This window comes from Bacteroidetes bacterium GWF2_43_63 (assembly GCA_001769275.1).
Taxonomy (GTDB): domain Bacteria; phylum Bacteroidota; class Bacteroidia; order Bacteroidales; family DTU049; genus GWF2-43-63.
This window is the reverse complement of sequence record MEOQ01000015.1, coordinates 57,855-76,753: the sequence shown is the minus strand read 5'-3', so window position 1 is coordinate 76,753 and position 18,899 is coordinate 57,855. Positions and strand designations below refer to the sequence as shown.

Sequence of the window (18,899 nt, the reverse complement as noted above, 5' to 3'; positions counted from 1 at the left end):
AATCAGGAAGTTTATTACCGAATGCAAAAGCATAACAGATGCACGAATGCAAAACAAAATCACTCACAAAGAAATAAAAATCCGTACGCAGTATAGCCAGAAAATCACTGAATATTTACAGGCTCTGAAACTGTCGCACTAAAATGGACAAGTCAGGAGCACCCAACATTTTGTTCCTGCCGCGGCAGGATAAACTCCCCGCCCGACTTTAATTCATGAAATGGTGCAGGCACAGAATTCCGCCGGCAGGCTGACAGGCTGTTGGGTGCTGTGCAGCATTTTTCCTGACGATTCCAGGTCAGTAAAGCAATGTTGTTGAACTCAGCAATCTGACGCTAAAATGTCAGGGGCGCGGAACATTAAAAAAAAGTCTAATTTTACACTGTAATTCACCATCATGGAAGTCCTTGCTCACTATCTACGTCTCGGTTTTATTGCAGCTATCGTTATGCTGCTCATTGCAGGTATTATGTTTCTAGCCATCCGACATAAAAACCGAAATAAAAATAATGAAGCTGAAATTTCTGGCCGCCTTCGATTTTACAAGATGATTGTGATTGCGGCTGCCGTTTATATTCCGCTATATTTATTGGCCTATGCGGTATATTTTAAAAATGTCCCTGTCCTGAAATACACTACCGATGCGCAGTTTGAATCGGCCTACCTGAAAAATTTCCGTAATCATAATCTGAAAGACAGTACCCGGAATTTATTTTACGATCAGTCCATGATTTACCTCAAAAATCGTCACCACGACAAAATATTTTTCGATGACTTCGCTTTTGATAAGGCCGATTCCATTGAATTGAGTTTTATTATCTATTATATCAAACATCCGGATGTAAACGATAGTGTGAAATTGGAGCTGCGCAACAATATCAAAACAACTTCCGATATTGAAAAATATATGAACTGAGATATAGAATTCTTTGTTTTAAATGGATTATTTCTCGTTGCTACATTCTATTGCTGAAATTTTTTTAATTTCGCTCTGATGAAAATCTTTTTAAACTCTACTGGGGAGCGCTTTTTTGTTTTCCCGGGACTTTGCCCCGGGCCAACATATGCAGCGCCGATGGCGCTTTTTGTGCTGCGCAGCTTTTTTTACGCCTTCGCTTCTCAACCTTGACCTCAACCTCAACCTTGACCTTAAACTCAACCTTGACCTCACCAACTGACCACTGATATTATGTTTTCATTCAAAAACGATTATGCCGAAGGCTGCCACCCCGAAATGCTGAAAATGCTCATCGATACCAACATGTCGCAGCAAGAGGGCTACGGAGATGATGAATATTCTGATCTCGCACGCACCCGCATACTGCAACATCTGCAACTCGATGCCGACATTCATTTTGTTTCCGGCGGAACGCAAGCCAATACTGTTGTGCTGGCTGCCGCGCTGAAACCATTCGAATCGGTCATCGCGGCCGAAAGTGCCCACATCAATGTGCATGAAGCCGGCGCCATTGAAGCCACAGGCCATAAAATTGAATATGCCGCAACACCTGACGGGAAGCTCACTCCCGAACTTATTGCACCGCTGCTTTTAAAAGCTGAAGACCATCATATGGTTAAGCCGCGGCTGGTGTATATTTCACAATCGACCGAGCTTGGCACCGTTTATAAATTACCGGAAATGGAAGCGCTATCGGCGTTTTGCAAAAAAAACAATCTGTTGCTCTATGCCGACGGCGCGCGCATGGGTGCAGCTTTGACCTCACCGGCAGCCGATTTCACGCTGGCCGATATGGCGCGACTGTTCGATGCTTTTTATATTGGTGGCACCAAAAACGGCGCATTGCTGGGCGAAGCCATTGTGTTGCTCAACCGCGATCTGAAGCGCGATTTTCTGTTTCATCTCAAACAGCGCGGTGCATTGCTTTCGAAAGGTCGTCTGGCCGGAACTCAGTTTGCAGCACTCTTCAATGACGATTTATTTTTCGATCTTGCCCGACATGCCAACCGCATGGCGCTGAAAATGGCCGCTGCCATTGAATCTCAGGGCTTTCCTTTTTTTGCACAACCCGAATCCAATCAGATTTTTCCGATTCTACCCATGTCGCTAATTGAAAAATTATCGAAGGAATTTGGCTTTTACATCTGGCGCAAAACCGATGCTGAACATGCCATCATCCGGCTTGTCACTTCGTGGGCTACGCCTGAGAGCGAGGTGGAGAGATTTATTGAGTGCATTCAATGATTTTTGATCTTTGTGAATAATTCAATCCGATGCATCCTATAAACTCAATTTTGCAAAACATGAAACACAATATCGTATTCTTTATTTCATTAATACTACTCTCGCTTTCGGCCTGCACGCAGACAAGCGTGAATTACAGCATCAAACGTACCGACTATGTAAAAGGCTCATACAAAAACTTTGAATGGATTTTGCAGAACGACAGTGTGAAAGTGATTGAATATCCCATGAGCTCCGACCCCGATAGCGTGCGCTGTTACGCCGCACTGACAAATCATCAGGTGAACAAACTGCAGAATTTATTAAAGGATATCGATTTGAGTAAACTTGAAAGCAATTACACCAACGATAGTGTTCAGGGAGAAGGCCATTCGGTCTATGACATTTCAATCAACGGATCATCAAAACATATCTATGTCTATTATGTCGATGTACCGGAGCTGCAAATGATTGATGCGTTTTTATTTGATGTGACTGCTGATTGTATATTTTAAATTATACACGATTGCTGTCACGCTGAGCCCCGCCGCTGTCACATTGAGCGGAGTCGAAATGTCGGCAGCGGGATAAACTCCGTCGACGAGTCGACAGCATGATAAACTCCGTCGAAGCACGAATAACGGGGTAAACGTCTTCGAAATACCAATGGTTCAACACATGCTTTTTCAAATTTTTCTCAAAGGTGTTTTAATGCTTGATATGTTTAAAATTAATAATATTTTTGCATAGAAAATGCATTTCTGTGAATTCAATATTTGATCCTTCAAAATCATTTCAGAAAAAAGACGATGAAGAACTGTTTCTGATCTTCGCCGGAAAACGGTTCTACGATGATGATGACTCTCTGTTGGCTGGCATAGCGCTTCGGAAAAGGAATTTTGATTCCGACAAAATAAATGCCGTTCGGGTAGAAAGACTTAAAAGTATTAAAGAACAGGTAGTTGAAATTGAGAATGCGCAGTTCATTAATTCAAGACAATTTGAAAATATGATTTATAATGTTCTTGGAATAATTCCTTTGATTTATTTCGTAGTTTATAAAAGCACAGACTATGATATTGAAAGCGGTTTAGTTATAATTGGATTGTCTGGAGCTGTAGTTTTGGGCCTGATCCCCGCACTCTTTGCACGGCAACGATTTGGAAAATCAAAAGAGCGCAAACTCGTGAAACTTCAAAAAAAAATTGAACTTTTGATGTCAATCTGATGTTTATCGCCATGTCGCGGTCCCAATCACCATCGGTGCTAAATACAATGACAAGGTTATCCATGAATTTTCATCATCATTTTTAATCATTATCTTTGTAAAAAATAGATACATTGAATTTTAAAGATTTTGGATTTACGCCGCAGCTTATGGAAGGCATTGATGCCAATGGCTACGAAGAGGCAACACCCATACAGGAACTGGCCATACCAGCTATTTTGTCAGAAAAAGACCTGATTGCATGCGCACAAACCGGCACCGGAAAAACCGCAGCATTTCTGCTTCCGATCACAAACAACATAATTACTTCAGCTCAGAATCATCGCATCAAATGCATGATCATAGAGCCCACACGAGAGCTGGCCATACAGGTTGATCAGCAAATGCAGGGATTCTCCTATTTCACGAGTGTGAGTTCCATTGCGGTGTACGGAGGTACAACCGGCGAAGCTTTTGCCACCGAACGCAAGGCTTTTGAAGAAGGTGCCGACATGATCATATGCACGCCAGGCCGCATGCTGTCTCATTTAAAAATGGGTTATGTCGACCTCTCAGAATTGAAATTTCTGGTACTCGACGAAGCCGATCGTTTGTTGGATATGGGCTTTCAGGACGACATTCAGAAAATGATGCAGTACATGCCAAAGCTTTGTCAGAAATTGCTTTTCTCGGCCACCATGCCCAATGCCATACGGCAACTGGCCCGTAACATTCTGGTAAATCCGGTCGAAATAAATATAGCTACATCGAAGCCGGCCGAGAAAGTTAAACAAAGCGCTTTTGTGGTGTACGATGCTCAGAAAACCGCGCTGATTGCGGCTTTGCTCAAAGAAAAAAAACTACGCAGCATCATGATTTTCTGCGGCACCAAGGAAAAAACAAAACAGGTGACGCGCGAATTGAAAAAGCTCAGACTATCGGTCGATGAAATGCATTCCGATATTGACCAGCAGGCGCGCGAAAATGTGATGAACCGCTTCAAAGCACGTCAATTGAATGTGCTGGTGGCCACCGATATTCTTTCACGCGGCATCGACATCGAAGACATTGATTTGATTATAAATTACGATGTGCCGCACGATTCCGAAGATTATATACATCGTGTAGGCCGCACAGCGCGCGCCGAATCGGATGGCGAAGCCATTACACTCATCGGCGAAAAAGAACACCGGAAATTTGGAATTATCGAAGAGTTTCTCGGCCATTCAGTCGAAAAATTAAAGGTGCCTGAACAGCTGGGTGAATGTCCGGAATACAATCCGGTGAAAAAAAAGTCAAGCGGCAATTTCCGCAAAGGCGGCAATAAACGCAGCTTCGAAAAGAAAAAACAATAAAAGAATTGTTTTCAATTTCATATACTTATAATATGAAAAGCATCTTCTCCGATAAGCTGATTGTTCCGACCGAAGCCGATTTAAAAACGGCACTGGGAGCTACGTTTGTGCAGTGGCAATCCATTGTTGAATACGCACATGACACTTATCCCAAAGCCACCGATGAATGGAAATTTCCGGGCGAAAAACATGGATGGAGCTTTCGCGTAAGTGATAAAAAACGTGTGCTGGTCTATCTCCTGCCCCGCGATGGATTTTTCAAAGTGGCCATGGTGTTCGGACAAAAAGCATTCGAAGCAGTGATGAACAGTACTGTTTCAGAAGATATCAAACATGAACTGTCCGCAGCCAAAGCATACGCCGAAGGCCGCGGAATCCAGATTGATGTGCGCGATAAATCGGTGCTGAATGACATCCAGATGCTGATTGATATTAAACTGGGATTGTAACTGGTGGCTGGGTGTAGTCTCAGCAATCCAACATTCCATAGTTCGGAGAGAATCGCAGAACATGAAATAGTTGGTAAGAGGTATCAGCATCCGACTCTTCCTGGTCCTCCATTGCATTGCGGACTCTGGAAGGTCGGTCTGCTCCCCGACATTCTACCGTCAGCTGAGCAGTGTTGACAATTTGATATTGCTGACGTGGAATCGTCGGGAAGAGACAACAGTTTCTCTAAACGAATAAATTGTCGTTTCTATCGAAATAAATGATGAAAATGTTTGTATTTTGGATCAATTATTTTTAACTTTGCTTTTAATAAGTTATCAAAAGAACTAAAATCTGTAGTCATGAAAAAAGTTTTTGTGTTCATTTTATTTTGTGCTGGTTTATGTTTTAGTAATTCAATTTTCGCTCAGGCACTGAACGATACACTCATCACAAAAAACAATGAGCAGATTATTTGCAAGATTACCAAAATAACCGATTACGATATTGAGTACAAAAAAAGCATTGCTGCAGATGCCATCATTTATGTGATTTCTAAAGAAAAAGTCCGTCAGATTCATTTTTCGGATGGCACAGTCGAGGTTATTACCCGAGACGAAATGGAGATGAATGCTGAAACCGAAATTCTTGATAAACGGCAGACTATTAAATTCCATTTTTTCTCGCCATTCAACGACCATCTTGCAGTCACCTATGAGCGGTCGCTGAAAATGGGGACCAATGTGGAAGCGACATTTGGACTAATTAATAATTCCATGTTCAATTTCGACTTGTTCGAAAGCCATGATGGTCTCTCTCAGGGCGCCTTTGTGAAATTCGGACCAAAATTTAATCTGGGCAACAGCTACTATATGAAAGGGATGAAATATTCACATCCGCTGAAAGGAAAATATTTTAAGCCTGAAATTATTTTGTCGTCGTTCGCAGTCAAGAATATTAATTATTCCTTTTCCACCTGGGATCCAAATTATTATTACTCAACAACGCATTCATTTGTTACGGATGTGAATGTAAATGGTGTTGCTGTCATTCTGAATTATGGCAACCAGTATATTCTGGGCAATATTATGACCTTTGGTTTCAATCTGGGTATAGGTTATTCTTTCGCTTCTGCAAAATTCACCAATGACGAACTTGTGGACTATATGTCGCAAAATAACACTAGCTACAATTATTATTACAATGATGGCGCTTACAGCTATGCCCACAAAATGTATAGTCACACACGCTCTGGAGAGCAATCTGGCATTGCCTTTCAGGCAAACATTACATTAGGATATATTTTCAAATAAACGCAATCAATAGTCATGAAAAAAGTTTTTATATTCATTTTATTTTGTGCTGGGTTATGCTTGAGTAATTCAATCTTCGCTCAATCACTAAACGACACACTTATTACAAAAAACAAGGATTCTATTGTTTGCAAGATTACCAAAATAACCGATTACGATATTGAGTACAAAAAAAACTTCGCAGAGGATGCAATAATTTATGTGATCTCAAAAGAAAAAGTCCGCGAAATTCATTTTGCCGACGGCACGGTTGAAGTCATCAAGCGCGATGAACTGGAGATGAATGCTGAAACCGAAATTCTTGATAAGCGACAGGCAATTAAGTTTCATTACTTTTCGATCTTTCGCAATTATCTGGCGCTCACCTATGAGAAATCGATTAAAATGGGCACCAATATCGAATCGACTGTTGGATTCATTAACAACTCCATGTTTAATTTTTCTGGATTTGAATTTGGCGAATATCTGACACAGGGCGTATTTGTTGCCGGAGGCCCAAAATTCAATCTTGGCAGCAGCTACTATATGAAAGGCATGAAATATTCGCATCCGCTGAAAGGCCAATACTTTAAACCAGAGCTCATTTATACCGGCTACAAAGTGCGCAATATGGATTATTATATTTACGATTACGATTCATATAATTCTGTTGTTTACCGTACTGATAAAAACGTAAATGGCCTGGCTGTGATGCTGAATTATGGCAATCAGTATATACTCGGAAATTTTCTTACATTCGGATTTAATTTAGGTGTTGGATATTCTTTTGTGTGGAAATCATATACCAATAAAGATTTGCAAAATCACATTGAACAAAATGGCACTGAGGCATTCTCAAATTTAAGCGATTACACATTTAATATGTTTAATCATATGCGGGTTGGAGACCGCTCTGCCGTTGCATTTTCGAGCACCATCACTTTGGGTTATGTTTTCAAATAAACGGTATTGATGAAGCAAACGCATCAAAGAGTTTTGGAAATGAAGAGTCAAATGTCTGATAACTCTGTCGAAAATTATATTCTGTCTTTTCCGGAAGAGTTACAAATCCTGCTCGAACAGTTGCGCACTATCATCCGCAAATCCGCTCCCGAAGCCGAAGAGGTCATTAGCTATCATATGCCTGCGTATAAATTAAATGGTATGCTGGTGTACTTTGCAGCGCATACAAACCACATTGGATTCTATCCGACGCCATCTGGAATTGAAGCATTCGCCGATGATTTGAAAGTATACAAGACTTCGAAAGGCGCTGTTCAATTCCCGCTCGGCAAGCCGCTTCCGGTGAAGCTGATTGAAAAAATAGCACAATTCAGAGTGAGAGAAAATCTGAATAAATTGTCAAAATAGTTGACGCTTTTCTACCGAACCAGGGTGGTTGAAAAAACCGGAAATTTTAATGCATCATTCGCAACTATCATTATCAGGGTAACGCATAAAAATCTGCAAACAAGTACATAAACTGATTAGCCGGCTGGAGGAGAGCTCAACTTGCCACTTTCCTGAGGATGAGTACCATTGAAAATGAAATCAGGATACGAATAATACCAGTTACACAGAGTTTAACAGAGGGCTCACAGAGTGCCACAGAGTTTGATTTTACTAACAAAAGCCGATATAATTTTTGTCAGTATGTAAACGAAAGCATGTTTTCGCCTTTCATCTGACAAAAATTGATCAAACACAACACCGTTGTGTTTGTGCATCGCATCGGCTTTTGCTTAACCTTTTTACTTTGTGTGACTTTGTGCCAAACTCCGTGATCCTTTGTGACACTACACATTTCGTCGTGCTACTTAGTGTACCCGGGAATATATTGTGTGAATATGGCATTATTGCATGCAGTAGAAGATGTTCAATAAAAAAGGTTTTAGCATTTTAGATACCTATGCCCTGCAATCATTATATGAATCAATATTGTATTTTTGCATTCAGCATTATGAAGCATCTGTTATCCCTGTTTCTTTTAGTTTTGCTTACCGCAATATTCGGCTGCCGGAAAACCAGCATCAATTGCAAATGCGAATGCAATGACGCAGAACAACTGGTGTTTCAGACCGGTTTTAACGGCACTGAAATTTCGGAACGAACAACATACACCGATGGGTTTGCGGGAAACGATACTTTGGCTTTGAGCGACTGGTCTGCCTTTGCCAACAATGAGAACATCGGCGAAGTATACATAAATTACGAAGATGGAGGTAATTCGCAGCGTAAAGCAACCATTGAAGCGGATCCCGACGACAGTAGCAACCCTGTTTTGTGTTTCACCATCAACGAGCCCCATATCCGCGAAGGCGGACACAAAAAAGGACGTGTAAATACGTTGCTGACGGGAAACAAATGTTTTCGCGAATTATATCAGACGATCCGATTGAAACTACACAGCGATCTGGCCGTGTTGAAGCAATGGGATGAAAAATTCGACTGGCTCACTTTGTTCGAATGCTGGAACAACAGCGATCTTCATCATGAATCGAAGCGTTTCCGGATTTCGGTAGGACTGATAAAACCAAATGCAGGAGCTGGCGGCAACGTATTTTTTCATGTATCGGCAACCCAGTGGAAAACAACGCGCTGGGATGTTGTGTGGGAACAAACCAATGAAAATATTCCGGTGTCATTCGGACAATGGATGAACATTGAAATGTACGTAAAGGAAGGCGACGACAACAATGGACGGTTTTTTCTGGCGCTGATTTCCGATACTGGCGAACGACAAATTCTGTTTGATGTTGCCAATTTCACACATCATCCTTCGGAAAAATGTCCCGACGGTTTTACCGATTTTAATCCGCAAAAACTCTATACCAGTGATGATCTTATTAATTACATGAAAGACAACGGAAAAAAATTATCCGTCTACTGGGACGACTGGAAACTGTATTTGAATAAAAGACCTTGAAGGTATTTCAATATTTTCTTCAACAAAAAAACTTCACTTGCGCGGATATGTGAGAGCTTCCCGACATTCTACCGTCAGCCCGCAGAGGTCGAACTCATGGTATTGCTGACGTGGAATCGTCGGGTAGATGCAATTCTCTGCTTCCCTGCAAAGGTTCCGTTTCTTCGAATGAGCTTACGAAATATTCAGGTCACGCGTCAGGAGACGCGCGCCCAATGCAGGATCGAAATTCTCCGAACGCCAAAATGTTGGGTGCTGTCCGACATTTTATCGTCAAGCAAGATGTGTCAAAACGCAATGCGAGGGCGAAGCTAACCCCATGCACTATGCATTATGCGAATAACAATGAGCCGCAAACCGCATGCCCGAAGTTTATCCCGACGTAGGCGGGACCGCATGCCTCATGCTACAATACGCCGCCGTCTTTCACTTCAAACAGCTGAATATGCGCTTCGTGACCAATAATGTCTTCCATTCGCATCTTGTGCGTGTCGGTGATAAACACCTGACCAAACGGCTCGTGACATACCAAGTTGATTAATAAGCGAACCCGCTCTGGATCGAGCTTATCGAATATATCATCGAATAATAAAATTGGCGTCATGCCTGTTTTATCAACAGTAATGAGGTATTGCGCCATTTTGAGCGACAACAGAAAGCTCTTTTGCTGTCCCTGGCTTCCGAAACGGCGAACCGGATTTTCATTCACCATGAAAACATAATCGTCGCGGTGAATGCCCTGCGTGGTAAAGCCAGCGCCGAAGTCATTGCGGAAGCTGTCGCGCAGCATGTCGCTCATGTCGCGCTCGTTGAGCATCGATTCATAAATGATTTCTGCAGTGTCGCCATTGCCGGTAAGGCGGGCGTGCATCCGATCGAAGAACACCCGCATCTCGCTCTGATACTTGCCGCGCGCATCGTGAATGCGTTGTCCGTAATTCACTAATTGTGCATTCCAGACTTCAAGATCGTTGAAATCGCCGCGACCGCGTTCGCCCATTTCTTTCAGTGCTTTGTTGCGCTGCATCAGAACTTTGTTGTAGCGAATCACATCGTCGAGATAGGTCTTATCGAATTGCGAAATCACTGCATCGAAGAAACGGCGCCTGACTTCAGCCGCATTATTAATGAGATCGATGTCGCCCGGCGTAATCATGACGACCGGAAATGCACCGATGTGTTCCGAAAAACGTTGGTATTCCTTATCGTTGCGTTTTACTTTTTTCTCACTTCCAGACTTCACCGACACCGATACTTTTTCGTTCACACCCGAAGCCATTTCAAACTCACCATTGATAGCGAAAAACTCGTAGCCGAAACGAATGCAAAGCTGATCGCTGCCGCCGAAATAGCTTTTGGTGAAACTCAGATAATGAATGGCATCGAGAATATTGGTTTTGCCGGCACCATTGTTTCCATAGAAGCAATGCACGTTTCCATTGAAGTCGAGCGAAACCTCTTCGTAGTTTTTAAACTGATTTAATCGCAGTGATTTTAATCTCATTTCTGTTCCTTTCTTTTTTCTTTCAGACACATGAACATGGCTGATACTGCGCTTCGGGCGATAATTACTTCGCGTGTTCCGCCAAGTTTAAGCTCCTGCGATTCAACACCGTTTTCCGAAGCCACGGCAATCCACACCAGCCCGACGGGTTTGTCAGCAGTACCTCCATCCGGGCCTGCAATACCACTTACAGCCATTGAATAATCTGTATTCAAAATCAGTCGTGCATTCAAAGCCATTTCGCAAACCGTTTGAGCGCTCACAGCGCCATATTGCTGCAGTGTCGCAGAACTGACGTTCAGTAATTTTTCTTTTATTTCGTTGGAATAAGCCACCACACTGCCTTTGAACGCAGCCGAGCTACCAGGTATTGATGTGACCTGTTGTGCAATGTAGCCACCCGTACAGCTTTCGGCAGTACAAAAAGTTTTACCGGAAGCAATCATTTCGTGCAAAAGTGTAGCAGCAATAGGTTCATCTACCGCACTAACAAAATACTCATTAACTAATGGCATCGCTTCGGTAAACAAATTACACAGCAGTTCCCTGCCCTCTTGTTCGTTTTGAGCCAGGTGACTCAGTCGCAGCCGTATGATGCCGGGCGCGGGCAAATAAGCAAGACTAACATTTTTAGGTAATTTTTCTTCCCAGGGTTTAATGTGATCGCTTAGCCATGATTCGCCTATGCCGCTGAATACGCGTGTTTCGTGAACATAGACCTGATTGCCTGCAAGTTTTTTCAAATGCGGCGTTACCTGATTGGTGAACATTTCTTTCATTTCAAACGGTACGCCAGGCATGACGAAAATATTGGTCGATCCATCTTCGAAATACAGACCAGGAGCGGTCCCCAGCTTATTGAACAATACTTTTGCGCGGTCTGGAACCAATGCCTGACGGCGGTTGACATCGGTGAGTGGCCAGCCGCGTTTTGCAAACATATCTTTGATATACCGCAGTACTTCTTCGTTTTCCTGCATCTCGCATTCAAAAATATCACAAAGCACTTCGCGTGTTCGATCGTCTGAAGTGGGACCAAGACCGCCGGTTGTAATGACTACCGGGGCGAGTTCAGTTGCGTAGTACAGAGCGTCGCGAATTTCCGACATATTGTCGCCAACGCTGAAACGGGCTTTTACGGTTATCCCAAGCTCGTTGAGGCGCATGGCAAGCCATGCCGAGTTGGTATCAATCACTTGTCCGATCAGTAGTTCATCGCCTATTGTAAGTATCGCAGCATCCATAGGACAAAATTAAAAATAATAATCCCTCGAAGGGTTTGAAACCCTTCGAGGGATTGTATTTTTTTTACAACCACTTCACCAGATTGAAGTCCTGCAGATGAGGCAGAGCCGGATTCGAGGGCCGCAAGCGGATTGCATAATCAAACACACCCGAACGTGGATTTGGAATTATGACCTCATAAGTCGCCTGCCCATTGCCAAAGCTTTTTACTTTCATTTCGAATTTGAATATAATATGTCGCACTTGACCCTTTTCCTTTTGTCCAAAAATGATGTCCAGCGCCAGATCTTCAGCCCGCAGCTCGCCTGTGTTCAGCGTAACTGTTGCAATAAAATCCTGCCCCAGCAGCAACGGACTTACAGTACTGTCGTGTACTATGATTTCAACTGGAATTATCTGATCCCAATTGCGCATCACACGACGTTTCCACGAAGACAGCGCTCGCGCTGCAGCATAATTATCCTTTCTTAATTCTCTGCTGCGTTTTATTTGCGGATTATAAAACTTCGAATAATATTCGTCAAGCATACGCTTCATGGTGAAATGCGGCGCAATGGAAGTGAAATTTTTTCGGATAAATGCAAGCCAGTCTGTCGGAATATCGTTTTGCTCGCGGTGATAGTACGCCGGCAAAATTTCTTCTTCCAGCAAATTGTATAACGTCTCCGAATCCAATTCATCCTGCAGCGCCTGATTTTCGTAGGTGCGCGCTTCTTTCAGTGCCCAGCCGCCTTTCGGCACATAACCTTCGGCCCACCAGCCATCAAGAACACTCAGGTTAAGCACACCATTCAGACAGGCCTTAATGCCGCTGGTACCACTGGCTTCGAGTGGGCGTGTAGGCGTGTTGAGCCATACATCGACACCAGCAACCAGCAGACGCGCAATTTCCATATCGTAGTTTTCAACGAAAATCACTTTCCCTGCAAATTCCGGCATTCGCGAAATTTCAATGATATATTTAATATAATCCTGTCCTGCTTTGTCGGCTGGATGCGCTTTTCCGGCATATACAAAACGAACAGGCCGCGTTTTATTATTGACCAGTTCGCGTAATTTGTCGAGGTTTTTAAACAGCAGATGCGCACGCTTATAGGTCGCAAAGCGGCGTGCAAAGCCAATATACAAAGCATTCTCGTCGAATTGTTCCAGCACATTGATGATGTGTCGCGGCGATTCCTGACGATGCGTCATGTCGCGCGCCAACTTATTGCGCAGCATATCGAGCAACTTGCCTTTGAGTGTTTTGCGCACATTCCAGAGTTCTTCATCAGGAATACGATTCACAAATTCCCAGTTAGTAGGATCGGCCTGATCCATTTTCAATGCATCGAAGTCATATTTCTTTGCGAGATTTTGCATTTCCTGACTACACCAGGTGGGCAAATGCACCCCATTGGTAACATAATCAATGTACAATTCTTCGGAAAAAAATCCCTGATACAAATCAGTGAACATCTCGCGTGTAACGCGGCCATGAATGCGGCTTACGCCATTCACATTCTGCGATCCGCTCATAGCCAGAATGCTCATGCTGTATTTTTCATCGGCATTTTCTGGATTACTCTTTCCAAGTGCAATAAATTCATTCCAGGTTAAATTTATTTTCTCGGGGAAATGAGAAAAATACATACGCATCATATCTTCGCTGAAAGCGTCATGCCCGGCGGGAACCGGCGTATGTGTCGTGAACAGTGTTTGCGCTCTGACTATTTCCAACGCTTGTTGAAACGACATTACATTGTTTTGAACATAATCTTTGAGCCGCTCCAGGATTGAAAAAGCCGCGTGGCCTTCGTTGCAATGATATACATCGAAATTTAAATCAAGATATTCAAGCATTTTCACACCACCAATGCCCAGCAGAATTTCCTGCTTCAAGCGGTTTTCCCAATCTCCCCCGTAGAGTTTGTGCGTGATCTGACGATCCTGTTCGTTGTTGTCTTCAATGTCGGTATCAAGTAAAAATAATCGAATCCGCCCTACATGCACTTCCCATACTTTAGCCACCACCTGGCGACCTGGAAAGCTGACTCCAATTTTCACCCACTCGCCTTTCACATCGCGCACAGGAATCATTGGGAGGTTGCTGAATTTCTGCGGAATGAATTCCGAAATCTGTTCGCCGCCTGCCGAAAAAGTCTGATTGAAATATCCATGACGGAAAAGCAGTCCAACAGCCGACATGCGAATGCCGCTATCAGACGCTTGTTTCAGATAATCGCCGGCGAGCACACCCAGACCGCCTGAGTATAATTTCAACGATGCGTGAAAACCATATTCCATGCAGAAATACGCTACCGACGGACGTTCGTCGTCGAGCGGCTGATCCATGTATTCTTCGAATTCGCGGAATACCAGATCGAGTCGGAATAGGAATTCCGGATTGGTTGCCAGTTCATTTATTTCTTTAAGCGACATGAGCTCGAGCATCGCAATCGGATTATAGCCGCTGCGTTCCCACAGCTGCGGACTGATGGATTCGAACAATCGAATGGCTGAATGGCTCCATGTCCACCAGATATTTTTGCTCAGACGCATCAGTTTGCTCAAGCGCTCAGGCAATTCTGGTTTAACATATATCTTGCGCCAGTTTGGCTCAGCCACACCAGCTTTTTCGAGCACATGCTCCTGCGGCAGTGATTTTTTACTAAACTGAGGCTGACGCTTCACCGATTGCAGAATTGTCCGATTATAAGCATCAAAATAATGCTTTGATAGATTTTCCCACAACGCTTCCTGCGAAGCATGCAACGCACTTTCGCGATGATGCTGAAATTCTTCGCGTGAGCAACCGGCCCATTCAAGTATGTAGCGCGAGATTTCGCTCACCACAAAATCGGCATTGTAATCATCGCGCTCAATCACTTTTACGCCACCGTTCACTTTGCCTGCATCCTGCATCCATACACCAAAACCAGCTAATGTTGTGGTAATGGTCGGAATATGAAAGGCCACTGCCTCAAGTGGCGTGTAACCCCATGGTTCATAATAGGAAGGGAATACAGAAAGATCGCATCCAATGAGAAAATCGTAATAATTGAAATTTAGTAATCCATCATTTCCATCCAGATAACTTGGAATAAAAATCACATTCACATTGCTTTCATCGTCGCACTGCAAGCCATTTTTGCGAATAGCATGCATTATCGCGTCGTTGTCTTCGTTGAATAAATAATGCGTAAGATTGCCAGGCGTTGTAGTAATTTCATCATCAGCCATGCATTGCTTTACATCCTGACGAACACCTGCATTGTTCGCAGGAACGGCAATAATGGCGACCACGTCGCGCTCAGTTTTATGTTGAAGTTTTAAATCGGCCAACGCTTCAATGAACAAATCGATTCCTTTGTTGCGGAATTCGTAACGACCAGAGTTAATGACGTATAACGTATTGTCGGCAACGTCTTTTCCAATGACACTTCTTACAAGACTTTTCAGCAGTTTACGCGAGGCAGCGCGACGTTTGTTGAACTCCTCTTCGTGAGGAACAATGGTATCTTCGAAACCATTCGGTGTAATGAGATCGGGTTTTTTAGAAAGAAAATGCGTGCATTCTTTTCCTGTAATATCAGAAACAGTGGTAAACACATCGGCATGCTGTGCACTGAGTTTTTCGAGACTGAATTTCGAAAGCACATTGAGTTCGCGCGCCATTCCTTCAGGATTGAACTCTTCCATTTTGCTGTACAGCGGCAGATTCATACCAGCCACCGAACGACCCATCACCGTAGCATGAGTTGTAAATACACGTCCTGCCTGCGGCACACGGTCTTTGAGATACAGAATGCCGGCACCGGTCATCCATTCATGAAAATGAGCGGCAATGCGGTCTTCGGACGTAACATTGTAATTATAAAAATGCTCAATCAGGCGTCCGGCCTCGTATCCGAAAAGGGTTGGTTCCACATAATCCCAGCCGCCATAGAGCGAATCGAGTTTGTATTTTTCCCAAAGTTCTTTGAAAACAATATCTTTTTTAGAATACAAACCAGAGAAGTCGAGCAGGATTGCAATGGGATTACCAGGCACATGCCAGCGTCCGATGCGGAAATGTAATCCATCCATGCGGGCTTTGCTTACCCATTGCGGGTGAATGCTGTTGTCTTCGGTAAAGACATCGGCAGGCAGCTGGCCTGAATGAATGTCGGGACCAATCAGGATATAGCCCGATTCGATGCGTTCGCTGATGCGAAGCGCTTTGGTGGCAATCACGGTGTTGATACCGCCAACTTTATTACATACTTCCCAGCTTACTTCAAAAAGAAAGTCTGGTTTTTCCATCTGCTGCATATTCATGTGCCAGTTTTTTTTGAAAAAATACAAATGCTCGTGTGGCCGTTTTACCCCACATTCACAAAAATACTAATCTGTCAGAGACCGCGACGTTAAATGTGGATAAATAGGTGCAATTGGTTGAAAACTTGAAATAATTTCACATTTTGAAGAACTGATGGAAACGTCTCATTAAGATTCAATACAAAAAACAGTAACACATAAAAACACCAATATGCTCTACGGCTATGCCCACGAAAGCGTTGAAAAACTGAATGCGGCAATTACGCGAACTGAATTGACGGGCTGGCAGCAATTGCTGTTTGTACCTTCATTCCGGAATATCGAAACTTGTTTTGATAATTTATTGCAATTTATTTTTGACAATCCCGTTAATGCAACATTAAATCATTTCTATGCAATAGATCTACTTTTTTTCATAAACCAAAAACCAAATAAATGAAAAAAAGAACAATGATTATCGTCATCGCAGGGCTGATGGCCTTTGCATCGTGCAAAAAAGATGAACCAACAGAAATTCCTGAAACACAACAGACTTCGGTAATGGATTACCTGCCTCTGACCCCAGGCAACTACTGGGTGTATGAACAAAACTATTATGACAGTTCAGGAAATGTCCTCAATCAAAGCTGGGGAAACGATACTATAGAAGTCATCAGTGACACTACAATAAACAACTTCACGTATAACCGTATCGTTGAACACAATTTCGTTGGTTTTTCGACACCTGATACAACTCATTACCGAGATTCCTCTGACTGTATTGTGAACAAAAGCGGGAAAATTATTTTCAGACTGACTCCTGGATTTTCATTCACTGATTACTACATATACAATAATGATACATTATGCTATATTGATTACTCGCGGGTCGCTCAGTCAGCAGCAATCACAGTGCCTGCCGGTACCTTTGATTGTCTGGATTATCAGGGTGCGTTGTACAGAAAAGAGGACAATTACTCGGTACCATATCTGTTTCATAATCATTATTGTGAAAATATTGGATTGGTGAAAAAGACCAGACTGTATTTGTCTAATCTCTCCCGATTAGAGTATAATTTGATCAGTTATCACATTCAATAATATTTTCAATCTTTAAAAAGGGCTTGATTGATGAATCAGGCCCTTTTTTGTTTCTGATAATGTTGCCGGAGACCACCGGTATTGCACACTTCTTATCAAGAATTAGAAATCAAGTGAGTGCTGCTGGCACACTAAGGCTTGCTTTTGTCACGCTGAGTCCCCGCCGCTGTCATCCTGAGACCACCAGCAATGGGGCAAACATAATATTCCATCGTCCGATGGCGACGAAGGAGGCAGAGGATATGGAATCGTTATGTTTGCCGCAAAACCGACGATTCCATATTCTACGTTTCTCTCCGAACGATGGAATATCGGTTTTAACCTTCTGTTTGATTTTTAGAGGTTTATACGAGTGTGTCATTAGCAGCGGAGTCGAAGGATTGACAGCGGGTTAAACTCCGTCGAAGCGTCGGCAGCGAAAATCAACAAAAAAAGTCTGTAGTATAGCATGAGATCCCGGGGCGGAGCCCGGGAACTTCATTGAGGTCTTTGTTGATTTTTTGAGTTTATAGCACATGTTTAGTTTTCAATGCTGCGCAGGTCAGTATTGAACACAATAGATGAAAAATTCATAATGGCGACCCTACGCCTTCGGTTCCGGCTTCTATTTTTTCTTCGGAGCAGTGTTTTTCAGCAGGCCCTGATTATGGGATTGCCGACTACTTTCCAAACATTGCTGGCTTTCGGAATCCAAAAGCAAATCCCATGTCAATCGTAAAGTCGGGAACAGGATAACCCTGACCATAGGGATAATCTATCGTGTGTTCTTCGTAATAAATTGGGTGAAGTTGAATAATGGTATGAGAATCATCGTATATACCAGCGCCAACACTAACACCCCAGAAAAACGAAAACCCATCAAAAATATTTCGGCTGCCCAGCGAAAAACCAGCTTTAAACAAGCGGGTACTTCTGGTCAGATCGTACGTGTCGCTTCCGTAGACATCTTTGATGATGGCATTGTTTGCTTCGAGATAATCGAATCTGAAATAAGGCCCAAAATAAATGAGTTCTGTCCTGCTCTGGTGTATTGCCGGAACGATAATTTTCCAGACCAGATCTCTGAAGCATTTCGCGACACATTTCTCGGGAAATATGAATATCGCGACGACATGTGAATATTTTCAAGTGCGGGTTTATAGGCCAGTTCAAGGTTTAGGGAGTTACAACGATCGGTTGTATATTCAAAAGAAAAAGCCCACATAGTGCTAAATATCCGGCTAAAATTCCATCCGATAAAATGGCGTGCGCCGGGCGTTAACGAGTCAGGCGTTTCTTTCATCGGCAGTCGCTTATTAATGTTATTCGGACTTTTGTCCTGCGCCACTGCAGCCATTGCCAGCAGAAACAGAACCACTGAAATTACGCACAACTTCATTT

At 43.1% G+C, this 18,899-nt stretch carries 17 protein-coding genes; 12 read left to right on the top strand and 5 right to left on the bottom strand.

Features of this window, described 5'->3' with window-relative positions:
- The first annotated feature begins 448 nt into the window (after nt 1–448).
- From A2W93_05755 to A2W93_05710, 10 genes are all read left to right on the top strand, one after another.
- The gene (locus A2W93_05755) at nt 449–916 is read left to right on the top strand and encodes a hypothetical protein (GenBank protein OFY55518.1); all 468 of its coding nucleotides are present in this window, start codon (nt 449–451) and stop codon (nt 914–916) included.
- A gap of 273 nt (nt 917–1,189) precedes the next feature.
- Nucleotides 1,190–2,203: a threonine aldolase gene (locus tag A2W93_05750; protein ID OFY55517.1), complete on the top strand. Its 1,014-nt coding sequence runs from the start codon at nt 1,190–1,192 to the stop codon at nt 2,201–2,203.
- Nucleotides 2,204–2,262: 59 nt separating this feature from the next.
- Nucleotides 2,263–2,697, top strand: coding sequence for a hypothetical protein (locus tag A2W93_05745; protein OFY55516.1), 435 nt, complete (start codon nt 2,263–2,265; stop codon nt 2,695–2,697).
- A 248-nt stretch (nt 2,698–2,945) separates the two neighbouring features.
- Nucleotides 2,946–3,410 carry a hypothetical protein gene (locus A2W93_05740; protein OFY55515.1) on the top strand — a complete coding sequence of 155 codons (465 nt, stop codon included), beginning with the start codon at nt 2,946–2,948 and terminating at the stop codon, nt 3,408–3,410.
- Nucleotides 3,411–3,559: 149 nt separating this feature from the next.
- Entirely contained in the window at nt 3,560–4,744 is a 1,185-nt protein-coding gene (locus tag A2W93_05735; protein OFY55523.1) for an ATP-dependent RNA helicase, read from the top strand.
- A gap of 32 nt (nt 4,745–4,776) precedes the next feature.
- On the top strand, nt 4,777–5,193 hold the full coding sequence (locus tag A2W93_05730) for a hypothetical protein (protein OFY55514.1): 417 nt from the start codon (nt 4,777–4,779) through the stop codon (nt 5,191–5,193).
- Between the two features lie 342 nt (nt 5,194–5,535).
- Nucleotides 5,536–6,486, top strand: a complete 951-nt coding sequence (locus A2W93_05725; protein ID OFY55513.1) for a hypothetical protein — start codon at nt 5,536–5,538, stop codon at nt 6,484–6,486.
- A 15-nt stretch (nt 6,487–6,501) separates the two neighbouring features.
- Nucleotides 6,502–7,428 (top strand): hypothetical protein, encoded by a 927-nt coding sequence (locus A2W93_05720; protein OFY55512.1) that lies wholly within the window; start codon nt 6,502–6,504, stop codon nt 7,426–7,428.
- A gap of 39 nt (nt 7,429–7,467) precedes the next feature.
- Entirely contained in the window at nt 7,468–7,836 is a 369-nt protein-coding gene (locus A2W93_05715) for a hypothetical protein (GenBank protein ID OFY55522.1), read from the top strand.
- Between the two features lie 538 nt (nt 7,837–8,374).
- Nucleotides 8,375–9,391, top strand: a complete 1,017-nt coding sequence (locus tag A2W93_05710) for a hypothetical protein (GenBank protein OFY55511.1) — start codon at nt 8,375–8,377, stop codon at nt 9,389–9,391.
- 406 nt (nt 9,392–9,797) lie between these two features.
- On the opposite strand, the gene A2W93_05705 is transcribed toward A2W93_05710, so the two are convergent.
- The 3 genes from A2W93_05705 to A2W93_05695 all read right to left on the bottom strand — a co-directional run bounded on the left by A2W93_05705 (nt 9,798) and on the right by A2W93_05695 (nt 16,439).
- Nucleotides 9,798–10,895: a hypothetical protein gene (locus A2W93_05705; protein ID OFY55510.1), complete on the bottom strand. Its 1,098-nt coding sequence runs from the start codon at nt 10,893–10,895 to the stop codon at nt 9,798–9,800.
- On the bottom strand, nt 10,892–12,139 hold the full coding sequence (locus A2W93_05700) for a hypothetical protein (protein OFY55509.1): 1,248 nt from the start codon (nt 12,137–12,139) through the stop codon (nt 10,892–10,894). Before A2W93_05700 ends, A2W93_05705 begins: the two co-directional genes overlap by 4 nt.
- Nucleotides 12,140–12,203: 64 nt before the next feature.
- Complete coding sequence (locus tag A2W93_05695) at nt 12,204–16,439, bottom strand: hypothetical protein (GenBank protein ID OFY55521.1); 4,236 nt, start codon at nt 16,437–16,439, stop codon at nt 12,204–12,206.
- Nucleotides 16,440–16,650: 211 nt separating this feature from the next.
- On the opposite strand from A2W93_05695, the gene A2W93_05690 reads away from it, so the two are divergent.
- Together A2W93_05690 and A2W93_05685 are read left to right on the top strand one after the other, a co-directional pair.
- Entirely contained in the window at nt 16,651–16,878 is a 228-nt protein-coding gene (locus A2W93_05690) for a hypothetical protein (GenBank protein OFY55508.1), read from the top strand.
- Nucleotides 16,875–17,519, top strand: coding sequence for a hypothetical protein (locus tag A2W93_05685; protein ID OFY55507.1), 645 nt, complete (start codon nt 16,875–16,877; stop codon nt 17,517–17,519). The genes A2W93_05690 and A2W93_05685 overlap by 4 nt, the downstream gene beginning before the upstream one ends.
- A gap of 659 nt (nt 17,520–18,178) precedes the next feature.
- Here A2W93_05685 and A2W93_05680 read toward each other — a convergent pair.
- The gene (locus A2W93_05680; GenBank protein OFY55506.1) at nt 18,179–18,421 is read right to left on the bottom strand and encodes a hypothetical protein; all 243 of its coding nucleotides are present in this window, start codon (nt 18,419–18,421) and stop codon (nt 18,179–18,181) included.
- Nucleotides 18,422–18,435: 14 nt separating this feature from the next.
- Nucleotides 18,436–18,897, bottom strand: coding sequence for a hypothetical protein (locus A2W93_05675; protein ID OFY55505.1), 462 nt, complete (start codon nt 18,895–18,897; stop codon nt 18,436–18,438).
- Between the last annotated feature and the right edge of the window lie 2 nt (nt 18,898–18,899).